This is a genomic window from Janibacter limosus NBRC 16128 (assembly GCF_001570985.1).
GTDB classification, from domain to species: Bacteria; Actinomycetota; Actinomycetes; order Actinomycetales; family Dermatophilaceae; genus Janibacter; species Janibacter limosus.
In genome coordinates this window covers 1-23,598 of sequence record NZ_BCSS01000031.1, presented here as the reverse complement: position 1 = coordinate 23,598, position 23,598 = coordinate 1, and the positions used below count along the sequence as shown (strand labels likewise).

Annotated in this window: 19 protein-coding genes; 12 read left to right on the top strand and 7 right to left on the bottom strand. The window is 70.5% G+C overall.

What is annotated here, in order from left to right; all coding sequences use genetic code 11:
- The first annotated feature begins 31 nt into the window (after positions 1-31).
- Positions 32-1,090 carry an ATP-dependent DNA ligase gene (locus JLI01S_RS11785; protein WP_084349392.1) on the top strand — a complete coding sequence of 353 codons (1,059 nt, stop codon included), beginning with the start codon at positions 32-34 and terminating at the stop codon, positions 1,088-1,090.
- Here JLI01S_RS11785 and JLI01S_RS11780 read toward each other — a convergent pair.
- Together JLI01S_RS11780 and JLI01S_RS11775 are read right to left on the bottom strand one after the other, a co-directional pair.
- Positions 1,087-2,169 (bottom strand): DNA polymerase domain-containing protein, encoded by a 1,083-nt coding sequence (locus JLI01S_RS11780; protein ID WP_068264772.1) that lies wholly within the window; start codon positions 2,167-2,169, stop codon positions 1,087-1,089. The two genes, JLI01S_RS11785 and JLI01S_RS11780, sit on opposite strands and share 4 nt — an antisense overlap.
- Positions 2,170-2,223: 54 nt before the next feature.
- Positions 2,224-4,152, bottom strand: coding sequence for a penicillin-binding transpeptidase domain-containing protein (locus JLI01S_RS11775; RefSeq protein ID WP_157074928.1), 1,929 nt, complete (start codon positions 4,150-4,152; stop codon positions 2,224-2,226).
- A gap of 119 nt (positions 4,153-4,271) precedes the next feature.
- On the opposite strand from JLI01S_RS11775, the gene JLI01S_RS11770 reads away from it, so the two are divergent.
- The 5 genes from JLI01S_RS11770 (at position 4,272) to msrB (ending at position 10,019) form a co-directional block, all read left to right on the top strand.
- Complete coding sequence (locus tag JLI01S_RS11770; protein WP_068264768.1) at positions 4,272-5,129, top strand: LysR family transcriptional regulator; 858 nt, start codon at positions 4,272-4,274, stop codon at positions 5,127-5,129.
- Entirely contained in the window at positions 5,116-6,003 is an 888-nt protein-coding gene (locus tag JLI01S_RS11765) for a serine hydrolase (protein WP_084349391.1), read from the top strand. Before JLI01S_RS11770 ends, JLI01S_RS11765 begins: the two co-directional genes overlap by 14 nt.
- A 13-nt stretch (positions 6,004-6,016) precedes the next feature.
- Positions 6,017-6,934 (top strand): hypothetical protein, encoded by a 918-nt coding sequence (locus JLI01S_RS11760; protein WP_068264766.1) that lies wholly within the window; start codon positions 6,017-6,019, stop codon positions 6,932-6,934.
- Between the two features lie 94 nt (positions 6,935-7,028).
- Complete coding sequence (locus tag JLI01S_RS11755) at positions 7,029-9,461, top strand: DUF8508 domain-containing protein (RefSeq protein ID WP_068264764.1); 2,433 nt, start codon at positions 7,029-7,031, stop codon at positions 9,459-9,461.
- 129 nt (positions 9,462-9,590) lie between these two features.
- Positions 9,591-10,019, top strand: coding sequence for a peptide-methionine (R)-S-oxide reductase MsrB (msrB, locus tag JLI01S_RS11750; protein WP_084349393.1), 429 nt, complete (start codon positions 9,591-9,593; stop codon positions 10,017-10,019).
- A 103-nt stretch (positions 10,020-10,122) separates the two neighbouring features.
- On the opposite strand, the gene JLI01S_RS11745 is transcribed toward msrB, so the two are convergent.
- The 3 genes from JLI01S_RS11745 to hemG form a co-directional block, all read right to left on the bottom strand.
- Positions 10,123-11,034 (bottom strand): hypothetical protein, encoded by a 912-nt coding sequence (locus JLI01S_RS11745; protein ID WP_157074927.1) that lies wholly within the window; start codon positions 11,032-11,034, stop codon positions 10,123-10,125.
- A gap of 194 nt (positions 11,035-11,228) precedes the next feature.
- Positions 11,229-11,948, bottom strand: coding sequence for a hydrogen peroxide-dependent heme synthase (hemQ, locus tag JLI01S_RS11740; protein ID WP_068264758.1), 720 nt, complete (start codon positions 11,946-11,948; stop codon positions 11,229-11,231).
- Positions 11,945-13,360, bottom strand: a complete 1,416-nt coding sequence (gene hemG / locus JLI01S_RS11735) for a protoporphyrinogen oxidase (protein ID WP_068264756.1) — start codon at positions 13,358-13,360, stop codon at positions 11,945-11,947. The genes hemQ and hemG overlap by 4 nt, the downstream gene beginning before the upstream one ends.
- Before the next feature lie 105 nt (positions 13,361-13,465).
- Between hemG and JLI01S_RS11730 the strand changes: the two genes are divergently transcribed.
- Positions 13,466-14,419: a DUF4349 domain-containing protein gene (locus JLI01S_RS11730; RefSeq protein WP_169797322.1), complete on the top strand. Its 954-nt coding sequence runs from the start codon at positions 13,466-13,468 to the stop codon at positions 14,417-14,419.
- A 6-nt stretch (positions 14,420-14,425) separates the two neighbouring features.
- Here the strand turns inward: JLI01S_RS11730 and hemE are convergent, their stop codons facing one another.
- Positions 14,426-15,469, bottom strand: a complete 1,044-nt coding sequence (gene hemE, locus JLI01S_RS11725) for a uroporphyrinogen decarboxylase (RefSeq protein ID WP_174521321.1) — start codon at positions 15,467-15,469, stop codon at positions 14,426-14,428.
- 103 nt (positions 15,470-15,572) lie between these two features.
- On the opposite strand from hemE, the gene JLI01S_RS11720 reads away from it, so the two are divergent.
- The 3 genes from JLI01S_RS11720 to JLI01S_RS11710 all read left to right on the top strand — a co-directional run bounded on the left by JLI01S_RS11720 (position 15,573) and on the right by JLI01S_RS11710 (position 19,007).
- Positions 15,573-16,154 carry a DUF3000 domain-containing protein gene (locus JLI01S_RS11720; protein ID WP_068264750.1) on the top strand — a complete coding sequence of 194 codons (582 nt, stop codon included), beginning with the start codon at positions 15,573-15,575 and terminating at the stop codon, positions 16,152-16,154.
- Positions 16,151-17,389, top strand: coding sequence for an HRDC domain-containing protein (locus JLI01S_RS11715; protein WP_068264748.1), 1,239 nt, complete (start codon positions 16,151-16,153; stop codon positions 17,387-17,389). Before JLI01S_RS11720 ends, JLI01S_RS11715 begins: the two co-directional genes overlap by 4 nt.
- A gap of 76 nt (positions 17,390-17,465) precedes the next feature.
- The gene (locus JLI01S_RS11710; protein WP_068264746.1) at positions 17,466-19,007 is read left to right on the top strand and encodes a helix-turn-helix domain-containing protein; all 1,542 of its coding nucleotides are present in this window, start codon (positions 17,466-17,468) and stop codon (positions 19,005-19,007) included.
- Between the two features lie 97 nt (positions 19,008-19,104).
- Here JLI01S_RS11710 and JLI01S_RS11705 read toward each other — a convergent pair whose 3' ends face one another.
- Positions 19,105-20,580, bottom strand: a complete 1,476-nt coding sequence (locus tag JLI01S_RS11705; protein WP_068264743.1) for a GntP family permease — start codon at positions 20,578-20,580, stop codon at positions 19,105-19,107.
- Between the two features lie 177 nt (positions 20,581-20,757).
- Here JLI01S_RS11705 and JLI01S_RS11700 point away from each other — a divergent pair, with 177 nt between their 5' ends.
- Both JLI01S_RS11700 and JLI01S_RS11695 read left to right on the top strand, forming a co-directional pair.
- Complete coding sequence (locus JLI01S_RS11700; protein ID WP_068264741.1) at positions 20,758-21,537, top strand: 3-hydroxybutyrate dehydrogenase; 780 nt, start codon at positions 20,758-20,760, stop codon at positions 21,535-21,537.
- Positions 21,538-21,561: 24 nt separating this feature from the next.
- Positions 21,562-23,418 (top strand): helix-turn-helix domain-containing protein, encoded by a 1,857-nt coding sequence (locus JLI01S_RS11695; RefSeq protein ID WP_245634603.1) that lies wholly within the window; start codon positions 21,562-21,564, stop codon positions 23,416-23,418.
- Positions 23,419-23,598 lie beyond the last annotated feature (180 nt).

The window sequence follows — 23,598 nt, the reverse complement described above, 5'->3', positions numbered from 1 at the left end:
AATCTGGCGCCGGACGGGCAGAATGTGACGAGTGACACCGCTACCCGCTGATCTCGTCCTCGACCCCATGCTCGCCAAGGCCGTCAAGGAGGTCCCGGCGAGCGACGCCGTCGACGGCGGCTACTCCTACGAGCCCAAGTGGGACGGCTTCCGCTGCATCGTGCGCAAGGACGGCGATGACGTCGAGCTGATCAGCCGCGGCAAGAAGCCGCTCACCCGGTACTTCCCCGAGCTCGTCGAGGCGATCCGTGAGCACCTGCCCGGCAGTGCGGTCGTCGACGGAGAGATCGTCGTGCGCAGCGGCGACCGCGGCGCGCAGCGTCTGGACTGGGAGGCGCTCGGTCAGCGCATCCACCCTGCCGAGTCGCGCATCACGAAGCTCTCTGCGGAGACACCGGCCGAGCTCATCGCCTTCGACGTGCTGGCCATCGGCGACGAGGACGTGACGGGCTCCCCCTTCGCCCGACGTCGTGAGCGGCTCAAGGCGCTCTTCGCGACCATCACGAAGGGAGCGCCGCTGCACCTGACGAGGGTGACCCGGGACGCCGATGAGGCGCGGGACTGGTTCACCCGCTTCGAGGGCGCCGGGCTCGACGGGGTGGTCGCCAAGGCGCTCGACTCGCCGTACTCCCCCGGCAAGCGCACGATGCTCAAGATCAAGCACAAGCGCACCGCAGAGGCCGTGGTCACCGGGTACCGCATCCACAAGTCCGGTCAGGGCGTCGGTTCGCTGCTGCTCGGGCTCTTCCACGAGGGGCAGCTCTTCAACGTCGGCGGGATCGCGGCCTTCACCGCCGCGCGCCGGCTGGAGCTGGTCGAGGAGCTCGAGCCGCTCGTGCGGCGCGACGCCGGGGGGCAGATCGAGCACGCGGAGACCGATCGCTCACGCTTCTCGTCCGCCAAGGACGTCAGCTTCGTGCCGCTGCGGCCGGAGCGGGTCGTCGAGGTGGCCTTCGACCAGCTCGAGGGGCATCGCTTCCGGCACACGGTGCAGTTCCTGCGGTGGCGACCCGACCGTGACCCCGAGTCGTGCACCCTCGACCAGATCGACCGCGCGACGGCCTACGACCTGGGCGAGGTCCTGGACTAGCTCTCGATGCGGTTGCCGTCCGCGTCCCAGTGCTCGGCGACCTTTTTGCTCGGCTGCACCCTCGGGGGCTCACCGGGCATCTTGGGATAGTCCGGAGGGAAGTTCAGCTCGCCACCGGGCAGGTTCTCCCACAGGTCGAGCAGTGGGTCGAGCGACGCTGCAGCAGAGTCGATCTCGGCCCACGGGTCGCCCTCGGCCAGGTGGTCGAGGACGGTCGTCAGGTTGTACTCCGCGGGGTCGGTGACGGCCGCGATCTGCTCCCACGTCATGGGGGTGCTCACCGGGGCACCGGGGCGAGCGCGCAGGCTCCACGCGCCGGCGATGGTGCGGTCGCGGTTGTTCTGGTTGAAGTCGACGAAGATCCTCTCCCCCCGCTCCTCCTTCCACCAGGCGGTCGTCACGCCGCCGTCACGCCGCTCCAGCTCACGGCCGAAGCCGATCGCCGCGTGCCGCAGGTCCTCGAAGGACCAGCGCGGCTCGATGCGCACGTAGATGTGGATGCCCCGGTTGCCGCTCGTCTTGGCGAACCCGCGCATCCCGAGCTCCTCGAGCAGCTCGCGGGCCACGTCCGCCACCCGCTGCACGTCGGCGAAGGTCGTGCCCGGCTGCGGGTCGAGGTCGATCCGCAGCTCGTCGGGGTGGTTGACATCAGGCCGTCGGACCGGCCACGGGTGGAAGGTCAGCGTCCCCATGTGCGCCGCCCAGACCAGCGCAGCAGGCTCGCTCGGGCACAGCTCCTGCGCGGTGCGCCCGCTGGGGAAGGTGATCTCGACGGTCTCGATGTAGTCGGGCGCTCCCCGCGGCAGCCGCTTCTGGTAGAAGCCGTCCGCGTCCTTGTCCCGCGGGCCGACCGCCAGGCGCATGCCCTCGCGCCACCCGTCGGGCCAGCGCTCCATCGCCGTCGGCCGGTCACCGATGGTGCGCATCATCGTCTCGCCGACGTCGGCGACGTACTGGCAGACCTCGAGCTTGCTGATCGCCGGAGTCCGATCGGTCGCCTCGTAGATCACCCGATCGGGGCTGGAGACACGCACCTCCCGCTCACCGACGGTCACCATCGCAGCGGGGGTCTTGGCCATGCAGCCAGCGTATGGGCTCCGCCGGACGAAGGGGGGAGCCTCGCCCCCTTCGTCCTAGCGACGCACGAGCCCCAGGTACCGGTCGGCGATCGGCCCGGCGACCTTGGCACCTCCGGACCCGTCCTCCACGAAGACCGCGACGGCGAGGTCGTCCTGGGCGACGATCATCCAGGCGTGCGTGCGAGGGGGCGTGGCGGAGCCGTACTCGGCAGTCCCGGTCTTGGCGATGACGGGGCCGCCCGGGTTGTCGCCCAGGAAGGTGGCCGAGCCGTCGGTGACGACCGCCCGCAGCATCTCGCGCAGCTGGCCGGCCTCACCGGCGGTGATCGGCGTGCCGCCCTTCGCCGGTGCCGTGGTGGAGTCCGGGAGCAGGACCGGCGTGACCCGGTCTCCCGCGACGATGCTCGCCATGACGGTCGCCATCGACAGGGGCGTCGCGATGACCTCGCCCTGACCGATGCTCGTCGCTGCGAGGTCAGTCCCCGTCGGACGGGGCGGGACCGTGCCCATCGCCGACGGGACGCCGAGCGTCGGCTTCTGCGTCATACCCAGCGCCGTTGCAGCAGAGCCGATCCCGTCAGCTGGGAGCCGGTCGCGAGCGCCGATGAGCGCTGTGTTGCACGACGTGGCGATCGCGTCCTTGAGCGTCATGCCGCCATTGCGGCCGGCTGGGAAGTCGTCGTAGTTCTTGAACTGGCGGCCATCAACCTCGATCGTGCGGGGACACTCGAGCTCGGTCTGCGGCGTCGCGCCGGCCCGTAGCTGGGCCAGGGCTGTGACCGGTTTGAAGGTCGACCCGGGGGCGTACTGGCCCAGCGTCGCTGTCGGCTGACCCTTGCCTCCCTTCGCGCTGGCGAGCGCCAGGATGTGCCCGTCGGAGGGACGGATCGCGACGACCGCCCCGGCCTTGGGCACGTCGGCCAGGACGTCCTCGGCAGTGGACTGGTGGTTGCTGCTCAAGGTGGTGCGCAGCGGCGTGCCGTCGACCGCGTCGAGACGGTGCAGGTCCCGTGCGGTGCCGTCCTCGGCCACGGCCTCGACGGCGAATCCGGAGGTCCCCCGCAGCTGCTTGTCGTGCGTCGCCTGCAGGCCACTCAGGCCGACGACGTCACCCTCACGCACCTGCGGGTCGTCGGCGATGATCTCGGCCGTCGCCGGGCCCACGCGCCCCAGGACGGCCGAGGCGAACCCGGACGACGGTGGCAGGTCCATGCTCCCGTCGACGAGGCGGGCGCCCGCGATGCCGGGGACGGCCCGGCGCACCTCCTCCAGCTCCTTCGCGTCGGCTCGCAGGACGATCGCCTCGATGAAGGCCTTGTCCCCCGCCGACTCCACCGCAGTGACGAAGGGAGCGACCGTCACGTCGGCAGCCTCGGCCAGCTTGCGGGCGGACCTGCCCGCTTGGGCTGCGGGCACCTGCCCACGGTCGATGCCGACGCGCACGACCGGCCGTCGGGTCACGATCACCTCGCCATCGTCCCCCAGCACCTCGCCACGCTCCGGGGTGACGCGAGTGGCGCGCAGGACCTCGCCCTCGGCCAGATCGGGCACGAGCGCGGTGGGAGCCCAGTCGCCGGTCCAGGACTCACCGCTCCTGCGGACCGGGACGGACGACGGGTAGCGCCAAGGCTCCTTGCCCTCGTGGACGGTCCACGTCAGGTCGAGGTGCACCGTGCCCGTGTCCCCGCCGTCGGGGACCTCGACCGCGCGGACCGTCACGGACGGGCGCAGGCGGCCCATGCCGGCCAGGACGGCGTCGAGCTGCTCCTGCGCGACAGCCCGGTCCTCGACCTGCAGGCCCGCGGGCACCGTCCCCTCGGCCAGGTCAGAGGCGATCTGCTCCCCCAGTGCCCGTGCGGCGTCGATGTCGTCGTCGCGGTGGGTCCACCACCACCCGCCCAGGGCGAGGAGGAGGGCCAGCACCACGGCGGCGCCGGTCAGGGAGCGGGCGCGCTGGCGGCGACGGCGGGGCAGGTCGGTCACGGACATGAGTCTCCTCGTCGGGGAACCTCATCGCAGCGCAGAAGGAGGTCATAGCGCAAAGTGCGCAACGGACTCGCTGACATATCGCCTGCATATGACTGCGTCACTACGCTTGTCCCGTGGATCTCATCAAGCACGTGCGCTACTTCGTCACGGTGGCCGAGGAGCAGCACATCGGGAACGCCGCGGACGAGCTGGGCATGACCCAGCCCCCGCTCTCCCAGGGCATCCAGCGGCTCGAACGCCGGTGGGGCGTGCGGCTCTTCGACCGACGCGCCCGGGGCGTGCAGCTCACCGAGGTCGGGACGGCACTGCTCGCCTCCGCGCAGCACGTGCTCGACGCCGCCGACGACCTCGACCGGGAGGCCGCAGAGAGGTCTCAGGACGCGCGCCCCCGACGGCTGGGACTGCCGCCCGACCTCGGGTCTGCCGTCGCGGACTGCGTCGCGCTCGCCGCCCGGGCGATCGACGGCACGGGCACGACGCTCCTGCCGGTCATCGCCCCGACGACCGCCCTCGTCGACCAGCTGGCCCGTGGCGAGATCGACCTGGCCGTCGTCCAGCACCCTGCCGTCGTCGACGGTCTCGACGTCGGGGCCGTGCACGCGCTGCCCAGGACCCTGGCCGTGTCCACCGACCACGCCCCCACCGGCGCCCACGAGCTCCAGGTGCCGGTGGCCCTGCCCCCGAGGTCGGACAACCCGCCCGCCCACGACCAGCTCGTCGACGCCCTCCGCCGGGCCGGCTACACGGGTGCGGTGCGCAGTGTCGCCTCAGGGACCGAGGCCGTGGCGCTGACGGCCGCGGGGCTCACCTGCACGGTGCACCCCCTGGCGGACCTGCCCGCGCGGCTGCGTCCCGTGCCCGGTCCAGAGGTGGACCTGCGGGTGCGGGTCGCGACTCCTCGCCTGTCCCCGGCCGACGCTCTGCACGACCTTGTCGCCACGGCCCTGGAGGTCCGGCTTGCGTCCGGCTGACCATGCTGCGCAGATCCTGCGCGACGCGGGCTGCCGCGGGTGGGTGCACGCTCGTCGGGTCGACGACCCCGCCGGGGACATCGGGCTCGATCCCGACGACCTCGTCCCCATCGCCTCCGTCTACAAGGTCGCCGTCGCGCTCGTGTGGGCCCTCGACGCGGACGCCGGCGCCCTCGACCCCCGCGAGCCGCTCTCCCTTCGCCCCTCCGGCAGGACGCCCGGGCCGACCGGTCTGTCAATCCTGACCGACGACGTCGTCCTCAGCTCCCGCGACCTGGTGCGGCTGGCGCTCACGCTCTCCGACAACGCGGCCGCGGACCACGTCCTCGACCTCGTCGGCGGGGCCGCGCGGGTGAGCGAGGTCCTCGCGGGGCTCGGCCACGACATCGTGGTGCGCGGCGGGACCAGACACTCCCTCGCGGTGGGTCAGGAGGAGACGGGGACCCCCGACGAGGCCTCGTACATGCGCGCTCTCGCGGACATCCACCACGATGTCGTGACGAGCCAGTACGACCCGGCCCTGGCCACGTCCGCGTCGGCACGCACCCTCACCGGCCTCCTCGCCGACCTGTGGGGCCGCAGGGTCGTGCCGGGTGAGCACGGCGACGTCGTCCGCGGGGCGATGTCGCAGCAGGTGTGGTCCCACCGCCTGCGGTCCGGGGTGCCCCACGACGATGTCGACGTGGCCGGCAAGACCGGCACGCTCGGCACCCTGCGCCATGAGATCGGTGTCATCACCTTCCCCGACGAGGTACCGATCGCCGTCGCCGTGCTCACCCGCTCCGCGCGACCCGAGCGACATCTCCCCGTCGTCGACGCTGCCATCGGTGCGGCGGCCGCCGCCGTCGTCCACCCCCTGCGCACCCCCCTCTGACCGGAAGTCGCTCATGCCCTCGAGCACCACCGTGATTCGCACCACCGCCCTCATCGTCGTGTCAGGAACCATCGGCTGGCTCGTCGCGGCCCTGCCGTGGCTGCTCGAAGGGGGCCAGATCCCGATCTCGTCAGCGTGGCCGTCGGTCCTGCCGGACACCGGACCGTGGGTGCCGCTGCCCGCCGGTGAGCACCGGCTGAGCGCGCTGCTCGTGACCGCCGGGGTCCTGGGCCTCGTGGCCGTGGTCGTGGCGCACGCCGTGACCCGCTCGGTGGCGCCCGGGATCATGGGTGGCGTCTTGGCCGGGCTGGCGTCGGTCGGGGACCAGTGGCACGTGATCGCACAGCTCTCCGACGGGAGCCGGGGTGCCGAGGTACTCGTCCGGACGCACGTCGGGCTGGGCGTCCTTGGCGTCGTCGTGGGGCTGCTCACCGGGCTCGCCTGCTGTCGTGGCCCGCGGTGGGTGCGCGTGACGGCGTGGGGTGCCGCAGCGACCGTGCTGGTCTCCTGGGCGCTCGACCTCGCCGTCACCGACCCGATCTCGATCACCGCGTGGCAGACCGGTGCCATCTCGCACGAGCAGCACCTGCTCGCACTGGCACTGGCCGTCGTGCTCGCCGTCGCCGGGTGGCGACCGCTGAGCACGCTCGTCGGTTGGGTGGGTGCGCTCGTCTGCGCCTGGATCATCCCCGCGGGGCTCACCGCGCTCTCCCACCTCGGCAGCTCCGCGGGCGGTTGGGCGAGCACGTCCGACGGGAGGGCAGAGCTCCTCGACGGCGCGCGCGACGTCCTGCGTGCCGCTCTCGACCCGACGAACCGGCCCGTGTGGCCGCTCGCCGCCGCCGTCATCGGCGGACTCATCGGTGCCACGGTGCTCGTCATCGTCGACCGCCGGCCGGACCACCGGAGCGCGAACACCGCTCTGCGGTGAGATCGTCACCCGTCGTTCATCGGTTCACCCTGCAGGCGATCTCGACCCGCCCTAGGTTGCTGGAGGCCACACCCGAACCCCTCCAGGAGCCTTCATGCCATCTCGTCGTCGCCGCGCACTCGCGGCCCTCACCGCAGCACCGCTGACCCTGACCGGGCTGGCTGTGCTCGCCCCGAGCGCCACCGCGGCCTCGCCGGATGTCGTCATCTCCGAGGCCTACGGGGGTGGCGGCAACTCCAAGGCCACCCTGCGCAGCGACTTCGTCGAGCTGGCCAACCGCGCGCAGTCCGAGGTCGACCTCACCGGCTGGACCCTGCGCTACTACTCCACGAGCGGTACGACGCCGCAGACGACCGCGCTGAGCGGCAGCATCACTCCCGGCGGTCGCTACCTGGTCCAGCAGGCTGATGGCGCCAACGACGCCGCCGAGGCACTGCCCACTCCTGACGCGACGGGCACGGTGCCGATGTCCGGGTCGGGCGCGCGCGTCGACGTCGTCAACCCCGACGGCGCGGTCGTCGACCGACTCGGCTGGGGTGGCGCCTCGCCGGCCGAGGGCGTCGCCGCCGACGGCACGGACAACACCACCTCTGTGGCCCGCCGCGACATCTGCACCGACACGGACAACAACGCCGCCGACTTCGTCGTCGGGGCACCCACCCCGCAGAACTCGACGACCGAGACGGTGACCTGCGAGCCGGGCACCGGTGAGCCGCCGGTCGTGCCGACCCGCACGATCCCGCAGATCCAGGGAGCAGCGCACCTCTCCCCCTTCGACGGGACGCAGGTCGCCGAGGTCGAGGGCGTCGTGACCGCGGTCTCGAGCACCGGGTTCTGGATCCAGAGCACGACCCCCGACGACGACGACGCCACATCCGAGGGCATCTACGTCTACACCCGCACGGCGCCGACCGCCGCGGTCGGTGACTCGGTGAGCGTCGACGGTCATGTCGAGGAGTTCCGCCCGGGCGGCTCCGGGGGCTGGGACAACCTGACGACGACCGAGCTCACCTCCCCCGTCGTGAGGGTGACCGGGAGCGCCGAGGTGCCCGCGCCGGTCGTGCTCGGCGAGGACCGTGCGGCGCCGCAGCAGACCGTCGACGCCGATGACCCCAAGAGCGTCGAGTACGCCGAGGCCGACTTCCTCCCCGAGCGCGACGCCATCGACTTCTACGAGTCACTGGAGGGCATGCAGGTCGGCGTGCGGGATGCGCAGGTGGTCGGCCCGACCGGCTACGAGATCCCGGTGGTCCCCGGCAGCGGCGTGGACGCCACCCGCTCCTCCGCGGGTGGAGTCGTCTACTCGGGCTATGACCGCCCCAACGCAATGCGCGTGCTCGTCGACGACGTCCTGCTGCCCAGCGGCTCGCTGCCCGACGCCGACGTCAAGGACACCCTGCCGGGCCTCGTCGCCGGTCCGTTGGACTACTCCTTCAGCAACTTCAAGCTGCTCGCCACGCAGGTGCCGACCGTGCAGGACGGTGGCCTCGAGCGTGAGGTGACCCAGCCGCAGCACGACCGTGAGCTGTCCGTCGCCTCCTTCAACGTCGAGAACCTCGCGCCGAGCAACGACCAGAGCACGTTCGACCGGCTCGCCGGCCAGATCGTCACCAACCTGCGCAGCCCCGACATCCTCGCGGTCGAGGAGGTCCAGGACGCGAGTGGCCCGAGCGATGACGGCACCGTCGACTCGGCGGCGACGACCGACAAGCTCATCGCCGCCATCGAGGCCCAGGGCGGTCCGACGTACGAAGCCAACTGGGTCAACCCGCAGGACAAGGCCGATGGTGGTCAACCGGGTGGCAACATCCGCAATGTCCTGCTGCACCGCACCGACCGGGACATCGACTTCACCGAGCGCAGCTCAGGTGCGGCCGACCGGGCCACGTCCGTCGTCAAGGACAAGAAGGGAGCGCGGCTCACCGAGTCCCCCGGCCGCATCGCGCCGGCCTCACCGGCCTTCGACGACTCGCGCAAGCCCCTCATCGCCGAGTACCGCTACCGCGGCGAGCGCGTCTTCGTCGCGGCCGTGCACTTCAGCTCCAAGGGGGGCGACGACCCGCTCTTCGGCCGCTGGCAGCAGCCGGTCCGCTCGAGCGAGGACGCGCGGCACGCGCAGGCCCGTGAGGTGCGCTCCATCGCCGACGACCTGCTCGCAGCCGACCCGGAGGCGAAGTTCGTCGTCGCGGGTGACGTCAACGACTTCGAGTTCAGCCAGACGGCCGACATCCTCGCGGACGTCGTCGAGGGCTCGGGCAGCACGGCGATGACCGACCTGCCGCGCACCCTGTCGCAGGCGGAGCGCTGGACCTATGTCTACGAGGGCAACAGCCAGGTGCTCGACCACATCTTCGTCTCGCCGTCACTCGCGACGCTCGACGGCAAGGTCAACGGACCGTGGCGCACCGGGCACGGCAAGGCCAAGCGCCCTGCCTTCACCTACGACATCGTCCACACCAACTCTCCCTTCGCCGACCAGGACAGCGACCACGACCCGCAGGTCGTCCACCTGGACCTCAAGAAGTGACCGGAGGCGAAGGGGGCTCCTCCCCCCTTCGTCGCCGGTGCGCCTGATGCACCACCGCCGGAGCCCCCGGATGAAAGTCCGGGGGTCCCGGCGTTGCATGATGGTCAGACCAAGCGCGAGGAGCAGATCATGATGGAGTCCACCGGCCGCGACTACGCCGTCACCAAGAGCGACGAGGAGTGGCGCGCTGAGCTCTCGCCCGACGAGTACTCCGTGCTCCGGGCTGCGGGCACCGAGCGTCCCTTCGTCGGCGAGTACACCGACACCGCCACCGAGGGCGTCTACGCCTGCCGCGCCTGCGGTACCGAGCTCTTCACCTCGGGCACCAAGTTCGAGAGCCACTGCGGCTGGCCGAGCTTCTACAGCCCGCTCGCCGAGGACCGCGTCGAGTACATCAAGGACGACTCGCTCCCGGGCCGGCCTCGTGTCGAGGTGCGCTGCGCCAACTGCGGGAGCCACATGGGCCACGTCTTCGAGGGTGAGGGCTACGAGACCCCGACCGACCAGCGGTACTGCATCAACTCGATCTCGATGACGCTGCGGCCCGCCCAGGGCTGACGCCCACCGCTTCATCGGACCCAGGATTCTCGGGTCACCCGATAAACCTCGCCTTCGCATGAGTTTGAGACTCTTGCGAAGGCGAGGTTTCTCTTGTCGAGCGTCAGGCAGCCTGGGCGAGGGCGTCTCGAGCCGCCTGGATGATCCTCTCCGGGTGGAAGAGGTCCGCCCAGGTCACCCGGATCACGACGTACCCGCAGGATCGGATGCGGTCCTCGCGCTTCTTCTCCCGGAAGAGCGCGTCGGGGCCACCGTCGGTGTACTTCACCTTGCCGTCGAACTCGATGAGCACTGGTGTGCCCTCGATGCCCAGGTCCGCCCGCGCAAAAACGACACCGTCACGATCCGCGATGGGCACCTGAGACTCCACGCGGTAGCCGGCCGCGAGCAGGATCGCCCGGGTGACGCTCTCGCCGAGCGACTCGGCTCTCGGGTCGCACCAGGCGAGGGCACACCGCGCACGGTGACTGCCGGGCCAGCCCTCGACCCGGTCGAAGGCCGACTTCACGGCGGCAAGGCCAACGACGCGACTGTGCAGTGCTGCATCGATCGAGGCCACACCCGCGAGCACGCCGTGGTCCATCGTCAACTGGACGAGAGAGGTCGCCAGGTCCGTCGCGGGCCCCCACGGGGTCGTGACGGTCGCGTGGCGAAGGGGGCGGAATCGCAGCCCCTTGGCCTTGGCCTCCCGCAAGATCGGGCGGGCCAGGTCGGCCGGGGCCGAGGGCACCTCGAACAGCGGGATCCCATGGGCAGCGACGGCCGTACCACCCATTAGCACTGCATCCGGATACAACCGCAGGCCGGCTCGGGCGAGGAGTCGTCGATGCTCCTCCGTGGTCCATGGTCCCGGAGCCGTGTAGGCGCCGCGGCACAGTCGTGCGATGGCCCCGCGTCGCACTCCGGCGATCAGGTCCTCGTCACGCACGCCCACGCGCAGCGCCTCCTGGCGGACGAAAATCCGGTCCGGCATGGCGAGCAGACTGGTGAAGATGTTGCGGTCCACGGTGATCATGCCGTCATGCTCGGCCGCTTGAGCGGAGGTCGCCCGGACGTCGACGGAGCTGGGGACCGGCACCCTTCGCCACTGGTGGCTGTGGACGGACGCCGCTCAACAAGAGAAACCTCGCCTGACCAAGAGTTTGAAACTCTTGCGCAGGCGGGGTTTCTCGGGTGACCCGAGAATTCTGGGGCCAGAGGGTCAACCGCTCAGCGCAGACCCACCACCAGGGCTTCGACGCTCACCCGCGGGCCGGTGAAGAAGGGGACCTCTTCGCGCACGTGCAGCCGGGCCTTGGAGGCGCGCAGCTCACGCATGAGGTCGACGATGCGGTGCAGCTCGTCCGCCTCGAAGGCGAGGATCCACTCGTAGTCACCCAGGGCGAAGGCCGGGATGGTGTTGGCTCGCACGTCCGGGAAGTCGCGGGCCATGCCGCCGTGCTCGGCCAGCATGAAGCGACGGTCCTTCTCGTCCAGGACGTACCAGTCGTAGGACCGCACGAAGGGGTAGACGCACACGTAGTCGCGCGGCTCCTCACCCGCGAGGAAGGCGGGGATGTGGCTCCGGTTGAACTCCGCCTGGCGGTGCACGGCAGCGTTGGACCACACCGGGTCGAGGTGCCCGCCGAGCTCGGTGCGCAGCAGCCGCTTGTAGGCGTCCTGGAGCATCTCGATCTCGTCCGCGTGCCACCAGATGAGGACATCGGCGTCGGCGCGCAGGCCGGCGACGTCGTAGACGCCGCGGATGCGCACGCCGGCCTCGGTGAGCTCGGCGAAGAGCGCCTCGACCTCGTCGGTGATCGCCCCGCGGTCGTCGTCACCGATCGGGTTGACGAGGGCGAAGGCGGAGAACATCGCGTAGTGCACGCTGCTGTTGATCGCCTCGAGCTGCTCGCGAGTGGGCTTGGCGGGGCTGGGCCTCGTGGTCATCGGGACTCCTGTCGGGTGGTGGACGAAGGGGGAATCGTGTCGAGGATCGTCGTGGCGGTCGCGGCGGCACCGGTCAGGACCGCGCCGATGCCCACTCCGTCGTAGGCGGCGCCGGTCACCTCGAGACCGGGCAGGCCGGCCACCGCGGAGCGCACCGCGGCGACCCTCCCAGTGTGCCCGAGGTCGTACTGCGGCAGCCCGCCGCCCCAGCGCTGCACATGGGCGTCGACCGGCCGTGGCAGGTCGGTGCGCAGCGCGGTACCGATCTCCTGCAGGGCATCGTCGACGAGGTCGGCGTCGTCGCGCTGGAGGCTCGCGACCTCACCGGCCCGGCCCGCGGACGCGCGCAGGAGCACGACCTCGTCCGTGGCCTCTCTCACCCAGGCCCACTTGGTTGCCGAAAAGGTGCTCGCCTTGATCGGGCGGGCGTCGACCGCGGGAACGAGGAAGCCGCTGCCGGGCAGCGTGGGCGCCGTCGCCGCCGGCAAGGCGATCGTCACCACCGCCATCGATGCGTACTCGATGTCGGCGAGCGCACTCGCTGCGCTCGGTGCGTGGTCGGCCAGGAGTCGCGACGTGGGCGCTGCAGGAGTCGCCAGGACGACGACGTCAGCGTCGTGCGCGACCTCCGCGGTGGTCGGGCCGGACACCACCCGCCACCCGGTCGGGGTGCGCTCCAGGCGCCGGACGAGGGCGCCGATCTCGATCCGTCCCCCGGCGTCGACCACGCTTCGGTGCAGGGCGTCGACGAGGACACCGATGCCACCCGCCAGCCCCATCACCCGTGGACGTGGGGTCACCCGCGGCGGCGGGAGGAGCGACTCCACGGCTGCGGTCATCGAGCGGCCCTCGGCCATGGCGGTCCACAGCGCGGGCATGGTCGAGCGCAGGGACAGCCGGTCGACGCGCCCGGCGTAGACGCCACCGAGGAGGGGCTCGACGACCCGGTCGACGACCGCTCTGCCGTGGACGGTGCCCACCACGTCGGCCACCGTCACGTCATCGCGGTCGAGGACGAAGGGTGCCGGTTGCGCGGCGCGAGCGACCTCCCCTGTGTCCAGCAGGCCCGTGAGGTCGGTATCCGGTCCCGGCACGCCCATGAAGGTCCGGCCGGGGATGGCGTGGCGAGCGCCCCGCGACCAGAAGGACGCCGGGACCGGCTCGGGGTGCACGACGCGTCCAGCCAGGCCCAGCTCGTCGAAGAGCTCTTGTGCCGCGACACTGCTCGCCACCACGGACTCCGCACCGACATCGACTCGCACCCCACCGACGCCCTGCTGGCGGACCTTGCCGCCCACGCGGTCGCCACCGTCGAGCAGCGTCAGATCGATGTCGGGACGGGACCGCAGGAGGTGGTGGGCAGTGGCCAGACCGGCCAGTCCTCCACCGATGACGACCACGCGCTGACCCATGCCCCCACTCTCCCACCACGGATATGGAACCGATCCACCACCTCGTCGCGTCACAGCACCAGACACGGCCGGACAAGCTCGGTCACCGATGCAGGGGGTATGGCGATGAGGACGACACACACGCGCTGGGCAGCACTGGTCGCGGCCGGTGGGCTGGCACTCACCGGGTGCGCCACCGGCAGCAGCTCGGACAGCGACGCGGTCCGGCACGAGTCGACGCAGTCGTCGGGCGAGGGCGATGCCACCCAGCCCGAGTCGGCTGCCACCTCCGGATCCAGTGATCAGGGCAAGGGCTCGGGTAGCAAGAGCTCGAGCAGCAAGGACTCGAGCGGCTTCAAGGCTCCGACGGATGTGCACATCGCCCGCGACGTCAGCCTGTCGATCACCGTCGACGACCTCGAGCAGGCCTCGGCCAAGGTCCGCTCCGCAGCGCGCAAGGCCGGTGGGTACGTGTCGCAGGAGGACTCCCGCAGCGCCGCCTACGAAGGGGGCCGCTCCTGGGCCGAGATCACCGTCACCGTCCCGGTCGACGAGCTCGACTCCACGACGACGGACCTCACGGAGATCGGCGAGGTGACCAAGCGCGCGAGCAGCGCAGAGGACCTCACCTCCCAGTACACCGACACCTCGGCTCGCGTGCGCACCAAGACACAGGCGGTCAAGCGTCTGCGCGCCCTCATCGCCAGCACCGAGGACCTCGACCAGATCGTCACCCTCGAGGACGAGCTGGCCACCCGCGAGGCGGACCTGGAGTCGATGACCAGTCAGCAGAAGTCGCTCGAGAAGCGCACCGCCACCGCGCCCATCACGGTCAGCCTCACGACCGAGGCGACCGAGGTCGATGACTCAGAGGAGGACGAGACCGGCTTCGTCGCCGGCCTCACGCACGGCTGGGACGCCTTCACCTCAGCGCTGTCGGTGGGGCTGACCGCACTCGGTGCGGTCACTCCCTTCGCCGTCACGGGGCTCGTCCTGCTGGCCCCGCTCGCATGGTGGCTGCGGCGTCGTACCCGTCGCTCCCGCCCGGTGGTCGAGGCCACCCCGACCAGCGCAGGCTGAGTAGCGTCAGCGGGCGCTGACCTCGTGGACCAGCTCGACGACTCGGGTGAGGACCACGGGGTCGGTGTCCGGCAGGACGCCGTGGCCGAGGTTGAAGATGTGGCCGGGTGCGGCGCGCCCTTCCTGGAGGATGCGGCGGACCTCGCGCTCGACGACCTCCCACGGGGCGAAGAGCAGCGCCGGGTCCAGGTTGCCCTGGACCGGCTGGTTGCCGCCGACCCGCTCGATGGCGTCGGCGAGGTTGACCCGGTAGTCGACACCGATGACCTCGGTGCCGGCGGAGGCCATGTCGGGGAGCAGCTCACCGGTGCCGACGCCGAAGTGGATGCGCGGGACACCCGAGTCGGCGAGCGCTGCGAGGGTCGCCTTGCTGTGCGGAAGGACGTACTTGCGGTAGTCGGCCCGCGAGAGGAAGCCGGCCCACGAGTCGAAGAGCTGGACCGCGCTGGCGCCGGCCTCGACCTGGACCTTGAGGAAGGCCGCGGAGATCTGCGTCAGGCGCTCGCACAGGTCGTTCCACAGCTGCGGATCGCCGTGCATGAGGGACTTGGTCAGCTCGTGGTTCTTGCTCGGTCCGCCCTCGATCAAGTACGACGCGAGGGTGAAGGGGGCGCCGGCGAAGCCGACGAGCGGGGTCGACCCCAGTTCCAGGACGGTGCGCCGGACGGACTCCGCGATGTCGGGGATCATGTCGGGCGTCATCTCGGGGATGCGATCGAGGTCCGCTCGTGACTCGAAGGGGTCGTCCAGGACCGGTCCGACGCCGGGCTCGATGTCGATCTCGATGCCGGTGGCCTCGAGAGGCACGACGATGTCTGAGAAGAAGATCGCTGCGTCGACCCGGTGGCGGCGCACGGGCTGCAGGGTGATCTCGGTGACGAGATCGGGAGTGCGGCAGGCCTGGAGCATGTCGGTCCCGCGGCGCAGCTCGCGGTACTCGGGCAGGGAGCGCCCGGCTTGGCGCATGAACCACACCGGGGTGTGCGAGACGGACTCCCCACGGGCCGCGCGGACCAGGGGACTGTCGGAAGGATCGGCTGAGTTCGTCACGGCCGCATCCTCCCATGCAGGCCACCGCAGACTCTCTGGTGTCCTGCCCTCGCCACGGCGTGCCCTCCCGCGTCTGCAGCATCCTGAGACCTACTCTCGCTGGGTGGCCACCCGACAGATCTCCGACGTGCAGTCCCCGGACTTCGCGCACGCGCTGCGCACCCTGCACGCGGCACGCCTGCGACCCGAGGTCCGACTGACCGAGGTCCCCGCCCCGACCCGCTTGGCTCCGCACGCCGTGGCCATGACAGCGGACATCGTCGACCCTGCCGACGACGAGGACCTGGCAACTGGGCGCTTCGTCCTGCTGCACGACCCCGACGAGCCCGAGCCGTGGGGCAGCGCGTGGCGCGTCGTCACCTTTTCCCGAGCCGAGCTCGAGGCAGAGGTCGCGGGCGACCCGATGCTCGGGGCCGTGGGTTGGTCCTGGCTGACCGACGCGCTCGAGGCCCACGGCATCGAGCCGGTCAACCTCGCCGGCACCGTCACCCATGTCGTCTCGGAGGCCTTCGCCGACCTGGAGGCACGCGAGCCCGAGGTCGAGATGGAGATCCGCGCCTCGTGGAGCCCCACCGACTCGTCGATCGGTCGCCACCTCGAGGCATGGGTGGACATGCTGGGCACGGTGGGCGGTCTGCCGCCGCTCCCGTCAGGTGTCGTCGCCCTCCCGGGTCGGCGCCGGTGAGCGACGAGCACGACAACGACGAGGTCGAGGTCGAGGTCGAGAGCGCACCGCTCCCGGTCCTGACCGAACCCGCGGAGGGCGTCCCTCCGGTCATCACCCAGGAGTCCGAGCTCGACGACTGCGCAGCCGCGATCGCCGCAGGCTTCGGCCCGGTCGCCATCGACGCAGAGCGGGCCTCCGGCTACCGCTACGGGCAGGCTGCCTACCTGGTGCAGGTGCGGCGCGAGGGCGCGGGCACCTGGCTCCTCGATCCGGTCTACCTGCCGGACATGTCCCCACTGGACCGCGCCATCGGAACCGGCGAGTGGATCCTGCACGCGGCCACCCAGGACCTCTCCTGCCTGGCGGAGGTGGGGCTGCGGCCCCGTCAGATCTTCGACACCGAGCTCGCCGCCCGGCTGCTCGGACTGCCTCGCGTCGGCCTGGCGGCCGTCATCGAGAACTACCTGGGGATCAGCCTGGCCAAGGAGCACTCGGCCGTCGACTGGTCGACCCGGCCACTGCCCGAGCCGTGGCTGCGGTATGCCGCGCTCGACGTCGAGGTGCTCACCGAGGTGCGCAACCTCATGGGCATCGATCTGGCTGCCCAGGGCAAGAGCGAGTGGGCTCGCCAGGAGTTCGAGTCCCTGCTCACCTGGAGCCCTGCGGTCAAGGAGGACCCTTGGCGGCGCACCTCGGGCCTGCACAAGATCCGCCAGCCCCGTGTCCTCGCGACGGTCCGTGAGCTCTGGTACGAGCGCGACCGCATCGCCCGCGACCGCGACACCTCGCCGGGTCGGGTCATCCCCGACACCGCACTGGTCGAGATCGCGCTCGCCAATCCCGACTCCCCCGGCGACCTGCCGCGCGGCCACCGCGCCATCCAGCGCAGCCAGCGCGCCTGGCTGGAGGCCGTCTCGCGCGCTCGCGCCCTGCCCGACGACGACCTGCCCCCGGCGTCCGTCAAGTCCGACGGTCCGCCCCCGCAGCGCTCATGGGTCAACCGTGACCCGGTGGCCGCCGAGCGGTTGTCGGACACCCGTGAGCGGCTGGGCGTCTTTGCCCAGGAGCACACGATCCCGATCGAGAACGTCTGCTCGCCCGACCCCCTTCGTCGGGTCATCTGGACACCGCCGGCGCAGATCTCCCCCGAGGCCTTCGCCGAGTCCTTGGCGGCGCTCGGAGTGCGTCCCTGGCAGCGTGAGATCGTCGCGCCGCTGATCGCCGAGGCCTTCGCGGCGCACCCCGACGACTGAGGGATGCATCGTGCCCCTCGACACGCAGACGCCAGAGGATCTGCATCTATCTCATATATGGGTTACCTTGGGTGACATGTCTGATGACTATCTCGCCCGGATCGGCACCACGATCAAGGAAGCGCGCAACCGCGCCGGCCTGTCCCAGTCCGATCTCGCCACCAAGCTCGAGACCAGCCAGAGCGCTGTCGCCCGGATCGAGGCCGGAGGTCAGAACCTGACCCTCGACAACCTCGCCCGGATCAGTGAGGCACTGGACACCGAGCTCGTGGCCCTCACCCGCACCCCCAGCAGTGGCGCCGTCCACCTCAAGATCGAGGGCGGCCGACAGCTGTCCGGCGCCATCGACGTCAAGACGAGCAAGAACGCCGCCGTCGCCTTGCTCTGTGCCTCGCTGCTCAACAAGGGCACGACGACGCTGCGCAGCCTCGCTCGCATCGAGGAGGTCAACCGCATCCTCGAGGTGCTCAACTCCATCGGCGTGCAGACCCGCTGGCTGCCGGGCAGCTCCGACCTGGAGATCACGCCGCCGGCGCGCCTGAGCCTGGACACGATGGACGAGGAGGCGGCCCGCCGCACCCGCACGGTCATCATGTTCCTCGGCCCGCTGCTGCACGAGTTCGACCAGTTCAGCCTGCCGTACGCCGGCGGTTGCGACCTCGGCACGCGGACGGTCGAGCCGCACATGACCTCACTGACCCACTTCGGGCTCGACGTCGAGGCCACCCAGGGCTCCTACGAGGCCACCGCCAGCGGCGTGGTCGACTCGGACAAGGCCATCATCCTGACCGAGCGCGGCGACACCGTCACCGAGAATGCACTGATGGCCGCTGCCCGTCACCCTGGCCGCACGACCATCCGCAATGCCTCGCCCAACTACATGGTCCAGGACTTGTGCTTCTTCCTCGAGAAGCTCGGCGTGGGCGTCGAGGGCATCGGGACCACCACCCTCGTCATCACGGGCAAGAAGGACATCGACGTCGACGTCGAGTACTCCCCCAGCGAGGACCCGATCGAGGCGATGAGCCTCATCGCCGCCGCGGTGGTCACCAAGTCCGAGATCACGATCCGCCGTTCGCCCATCGAGTTCCTCGAGATCGAGCTCGCCACCCTGTCGGGCATGGGCATGCAGTACTCGCTGTCCGAGGAGTACCTCGCCGACAACGGCCGCACCCGGCTCGTCGACATCACGACGCACCCCGGCCCGCTCAAGGCACCGATCGACAAGATCCACCCGATGCCCTTCCCGGGTCTCAACATCGACAACCTGCCCTTCTTCGCGCTCATCGCCGCGTGTGCCGAGGGCACCACGACGATCCACGACTGGGTCTACGACAACCGCGCCATCTACCTCACCGAGCTCAACAAGATCGGCGGCAAGGTGACGCTCTTGGACCCGCACCGGGTCCTCGTCGAGGGCCCAAACCGTTGGCGCGCCAACGAGGTCACCTGCCCGCCGGCGCTGCGCCCCGGCGTGGTCGTCCTGCTGGCGATGCTCGCCGCGCCGGGCACGTCCTACCTGCGCAATGTCTACGTCATCCACCGCGGCTACGAGGACCTCGCCGAGCGTCTCAACGCGCTGGGTGCCAGCGTGCAGCCCTTCCGTGACATCGGCTGACCCTAACGCCACGCACGAGCGCGGGAGGCCCCCACCGGATCACCGGTGGGGGCCTCCCTTCGTCATGGGCGACGACGTGCCCGTGTGGCGCGCTCGGTCAGAAGCTGCCGAAGATCGACCCGAGCACGATGATGGCGACCAGCGACAGGACCGGGACGAGGATCGCGACGACCGCGATGTCCTTGTAGGACTGCCGGTGGCTCAGGCCGCAGATGGCGAGCAGGGTGATGACGGCGCCGTTGTGCGGCAGGGCGTCGAAGCCACCGGAGGAGATCGCCGTGACGCGGTGGACCAGCTCGAGGGAGATGCCCTGGGACATCGCCATCTCCTTGAACTGGGTGCCGAGCGCCTCGAGCGCGATGCTCATGCCGCCGGACGCCGAGCCGGTGATGCCCGCGAGGACGTTGACCGACAGGGCCAGTGAGACGAGCGGGTTGCCCGAGACGCCCAGGACCGCGTCCTTGATCGTCGTGAAGGCTGCCAGCGAGGCGATGACCGCTCCGTACCCGACCTCGGAGGCGGTGTTGAAGATCGGCAGGAGCGAGCCCATGGTGCCCTCGTTGACGGCGCCCTTGACGTCGCCGATACGAGTCCAGTTGGCCGCCAGGACGATGGCGATCGAGGCCACCAGCGCGACGATGATGCCCCAGATGCCGGCGACGTCGTCGATGCCGACCGAGCCGTAGGCGTCCTGCTTGAGGTAGTCGAAGTCCATGCTGGGGAAGATCCAGTTGACGAGCGCGTAGTTGAGCGCGATGACGACGACGATCGGGAGGAAGGCCAGGGCCCACGGGACCGTCGGTCGCTCCATGATGTGATCGTCGGCCGCGGAGGACTCGATCGTCGCCGCGACCGGCGCCTCACCCTTTGCCGCGAGGTCCTTGTCCTTCTTGCCGCGCCCGAAGAAGCCACTGCCCTTCATCACCGGCGGTTCGTAGACCTCCCCGGCCGCGACGAGCTTGCTCGAGCGGTGGTTGAGGTAGGCGACGCCGCCGCCGAACATGATCAGACCGGCGATCAGGCCCAGGCCGGGTGCGGCGAAGGCGTTGGTGCCGAAGTACGGCGACGGGATCGCGTTCTGGATCGCGGGCGTGCCGGGCAGCGCCGTCATGGTGAAGGTGAAGGAGCCCAGGGCGATCGTCGCCGGGATGAGCCGCTTGGGGATGCCCGACTCCTTGAAGAGGGCGGCCGCGATCGGGAAGACGGCGAAGGCCACGACGAAGAGCGAGACACCGCCGTAGGTGAGGATGCCGCAGGCGAGCACGATCGCGAGGATCGCGCGCTGGGCACCGATCTTGTCGACGATGAAGTCAGCGATCGCCTTGGCCGAACCGCTGACGTCCATCACCTTGCCGAAGATCGCTCCGAGGAGGAAGAGCGGGAAGTACGTCATGGCGTACTTCCCCAGGGCCGGCATGAAGACCTGGGTGTAGGTGGCCAACAACGGCCCACCGGCCATGAGGGTCGCCAGGAGGGCGAGCAGTGGGGCGAGGATCAGCACGTTGATGCCGCGGTAGGCCAGGTACATGAGCAGGCCGAGCGACAGGATGATGCCGATGAGTCCAAGGGACATCGGTGTCTCCTACTTTCGATTTCAGGGGCGACGTCGACCCTTCCGACGCCGGTGTGGCGTCACCGATGGTTGCACTGCCGAACCATCGAACCGTGGGCGTGAGCACACATCATCCACACACAATCATGTGCGCTACGCCCATGCTCCGAGCTCGACGCGCCTCATACCTTGCTCGTCATGACGCACTCCGACATCGCTCTCGCCCCCGACCTCACCGGCCGCCACGTGATGGTGACCGGCGCCGCGAGCGGCATCGGCGCTGCCTGCGTGGCGACCTTCGCCTCCGCCGGCGCCCGCGTCACGGCTGTCGACCTCGACGAAGGGGGCCTGACCCACCTCGTCGACGAGCTGTCCGGCCTCGCCGTTGAGCCCTGCGCGGCCGATCTTGCCGACCTCGACGCCATCGCCGACCTGCCCGGCGGGGTGGATGTCCTGGTCAACAATGCCGGGGTCCAGCACGTCAGCCCGGTCCACGAGTTCCCTGTCGAAAGATTCGACCTCATCCAGCGGTTGATGCTCCAGTCGCCCTTCAGGCTCATCCGGGCCAACCTGCCGCACATGTACGAGCAGGGCTGGGGTCGCATCGTCAACATCTCCAGCGTGCACGGGCTACGAGCCAGCGCCTTCAAGTCCGCGTACGTGTCGGCCAAGCATGGCCTCGAGGGTCTGAGCAAGGTCGTCGCTCTCGAGGGCGCCGAGCACGGCGTGACGAGCAACTGCCTCAACCCGGCCTATGTGCGCACCCCCTTGGTGGAGAAGCAGATCGCCGACCAGGCCCGCACCCACGGCATCCCGGAGTCGGAGGTGCTCGAGCAGATCATGCTCGCCCCGGTGGCCGTGAAGCGTCTCGTCGAGGTGGACGAGGTCGCGGCGATGGCGCTCTTCCTCTGCTCCACTGCAGCGACGAGCATCACGGGAGCATCTCTACCCCTGGACGGCGGCTGGACCGCCCACTGATCACTCATGCCTAGGATGCAGAGCATGCCCAGCGACGAGCCCCTGACGCAGGTCACCCACCTGCTGGAGCTCCTCGTGTCCGATGTCCCGATCGCCCAGCTCGCGGACGCTCCCGCCCCGGAGCAGGCCAAGGACCTCGCGCTGCGGATCGGCGCACTCCGTGAGACCCACCGGCGCAGGGAGTCGGCCCAGTCCGCGCTGCTCGACACCGCCCGTGAGCTCGCCTCCGAGTCCAGTCCTGCTGTCGTCCTCGAGGCCATCGTCCGTCGGGCCCGGACCCTCCTGGGCACGGACCTGGCGTACCTGACCCTGTACGACCCCGAGGCCGGGGACACCTTCATGCGGGTCACGGACGGCTCGGTGTCCGCCGACTTCCAGTCCTTGCGCCTCTCGCTCGGCGATGGCCTCGGCGGTCTCGTGGCGTCGACGCACAAGCCGTACTGGACGGCCGACTACTCCGCGGACCAACGCTTCAGCCACACCTCCGAGATCGACCACGGTGTCGGTGACGAGGGGATCATCGCCATCTGCGGCACTCCCCTGATCGTCGAGTCCAACTTCGTCGGCGTGCTCTTCGCCGCCAATCGCACACCCCGGCCCTTTTCCCACAGCGAGATCGGGCTGCTGGGCAACCTCGCAGCCCTCGCTGCGGTCGCCATCGTGCAGACGAGGGCGCTCGCTGATGCCGAACACGCCCTCGCGGCGCTCTCCGAGGCGCACAACCTCGTGCGCCAGCAGTCCATCGGGGTGGAGCGGGCGTCTGCGGCCCATGACCGCTTCGCCTCGGTCGTCCTCGAAGGTGGCGGCGTCAGTGACGTCACCCAGGCCCTGGTCGACCTCCTCGGTGGTTGGGCGGTCCTCTTCGACAGCGCCGGTGAGCGCCGCAGCATCGCCGGAGCCGCTCCCGACGCCGCTGACCCAGACCCTCTCCTCGCTCATCCGATCGTGGACCGCGCCCGTCACGAGGTCGGGCGCCTCGTCGAGGACGCCGGCATCCACGCGATCGGTGTCATCGCCGCCCACGAACAGCTCGGCACCCTCGTCGTCGGCGCTCCCGGCGCCCTGGAGGACGCGGACCAGCGCACGGTCGAGCGGGCTGCCGTCGTCACGGCCCTCGTGCTGCTCTTCGAACGCCAGGCCGATGACGCGCGGCAGAGCGCACGCAACCGTGTGCTCGCCGACCTCCTGACCGCGCGGGGCAGCCACGATGACCGCACCGGATACCTGCGCTCGGCGGCGATCGAGCCCCGGGACCCGCTGTGCCTGCTCGTCGTGCGTGGCGGTGACCCCACGCAGCAGCGGGCGCTGGCCCTCACGGTCAGCACGATCCTGGGCGAGGGCACCCTCGTGGGGACCCACGAGGACTCCATCGTCGCCATCGTCCCCGGCGAGGATCCTGATGCCCTCGCCAGGTCGTTGGCCGAGCGGGTCACCCGCAGCCCTCGCATCACTGTCGGCGGATGTGGCCCGCTCGCCGACATCGACGACCTCCCGAGAGCGCACGAGGAGGGTGCCCGCACCGTGCGTGCGCTCATCGCCCTCGGTCGCTCCGGCACCGGTGCCGCTGCCACCGAGCTCGGCTTCGCGGGACTGATCGTCGGCGAGGATCCTGATGTGCACGACTATGTCCTCTCCGTGCTCGGACCGGTCCTCGACTACGACGACGACCGCGGCAGCGACCTCGCGGGCACGCTCGTCGCCTACTTCGCCGCTGGCTCCAGCCCGCGGCATGCGGCCGGCTCGCTCCACGTGCACGTCAACACGGTCTCGCAGCGGCTCGGTCGCATCACGGCCCTGCTCGGCGACGACTGGCAGCACCCCGATCGTGCCCTGGAGATCCAGCTCGCCCTGCGGATGCGACGCCTCCTCGAGTCGCCCTGACCCGACGGGATGCACCACCGCCCGCTCCACCTCAGGCGAAGGGGGGCTCCAGCTCCCTCTCTTCCTGCTCCTCGTGGCGGGTCACGACCGGCAGCTGACTGCCTGTGGATTGTCGAGATGCGAATTGGCCGGAAATCGCTAGCGTTGACGACGTTATCGGGGGTGGCCACACGGTCCGCG

Excerpts from the sequence above, each read along its gene's own strand:
- JLI01S_RS11780 (WP_068264772.1), bottom strand. The coding sequence starts at position 2,169 with ATGGCCAAGACCCCCGCTGCGATGGTGACCGTCGGTGAGCGGGAGGTG.
- JLI01S_RS11760 (WP_068264766.1), top strand. The coding sequence starts at position 6,017 with ATGCCCTCGAGCACCACCGTGATTCGCACCACCGCCCTCATCGTCGTG.
- JLI01S_RS11755 (WP_068264764.1), top strand. The coding sequence starts at position 7,029 with ATGCCATCTCGTCGTCGCCGCGCACTCGCGGCCCTCACCGCAGCACCG.
- msrB (WP_084349393.1), top strand. The coding sequence starts at position 9,591 with ATGATGGAGTCCACCGGCCGCGACTACGCCGTCACCAAGAGCGACGAG.
- JLI01S_RS11745 (WP_157074927.1), bottom strand. The coding sequence starts at position 11,034 with ATGATCACCGTGGACCGCAACATCTTCACCAGTCTGCTCGCCATGCCG.
- hemQ (WP_068264758.1), bottom strand. The coding sequence starts at position 11,948 with ATGACCACGAGGCCCAGCCCCGCCAAGCCCACTCGCGAGCAGCTCGAG.
- hemG (WP_068264756.1), bottom strand. The coding sequence starts at position 13,360 with ATGGGTCAGCGCGTGGTCGTCATCGGTGGAGGACTGGCCGGTCTGGCC.
- JLI01S_RS11730 (WP_169797322.1), top strand. The coding sequence starts at position 13,466 with ATGAGGACGACACACACGCGCTGGGCAGCACTGGTCGCGGCCGGTGGG.
- JLI01S_RS11710 (WP_068264746.1), top strand. The coding sequence starts at position 17,466 with ATGTCTGATGACTATCTCGCCCGGATCGGCACCACGATCAAGGAAGCG.
- JLI01S_RS11705 (WP_068264743.1), bottom strand. The coding sequence starts at position 20,580 with ATGTCCCTTGGACTCATCGGCATCATCCTGTCGCTCGGCCTGCTCATG.
- JLI01S_RS11700 (WP_068264741.1), top strand. The coding sequence starts at position 20,758 with ATGACGCACTCCGACATCGCTCTCGCCCCCGACCTCACCGGCCGCCAC.
- JLI01S_RS11695 (WP_245634603.1), top strand. The coding sequence starts at position 21,562 with ATGCCCAGCGACGAGCCCCTGACGCAGGTCACCCACCTGCTGGAGCTC.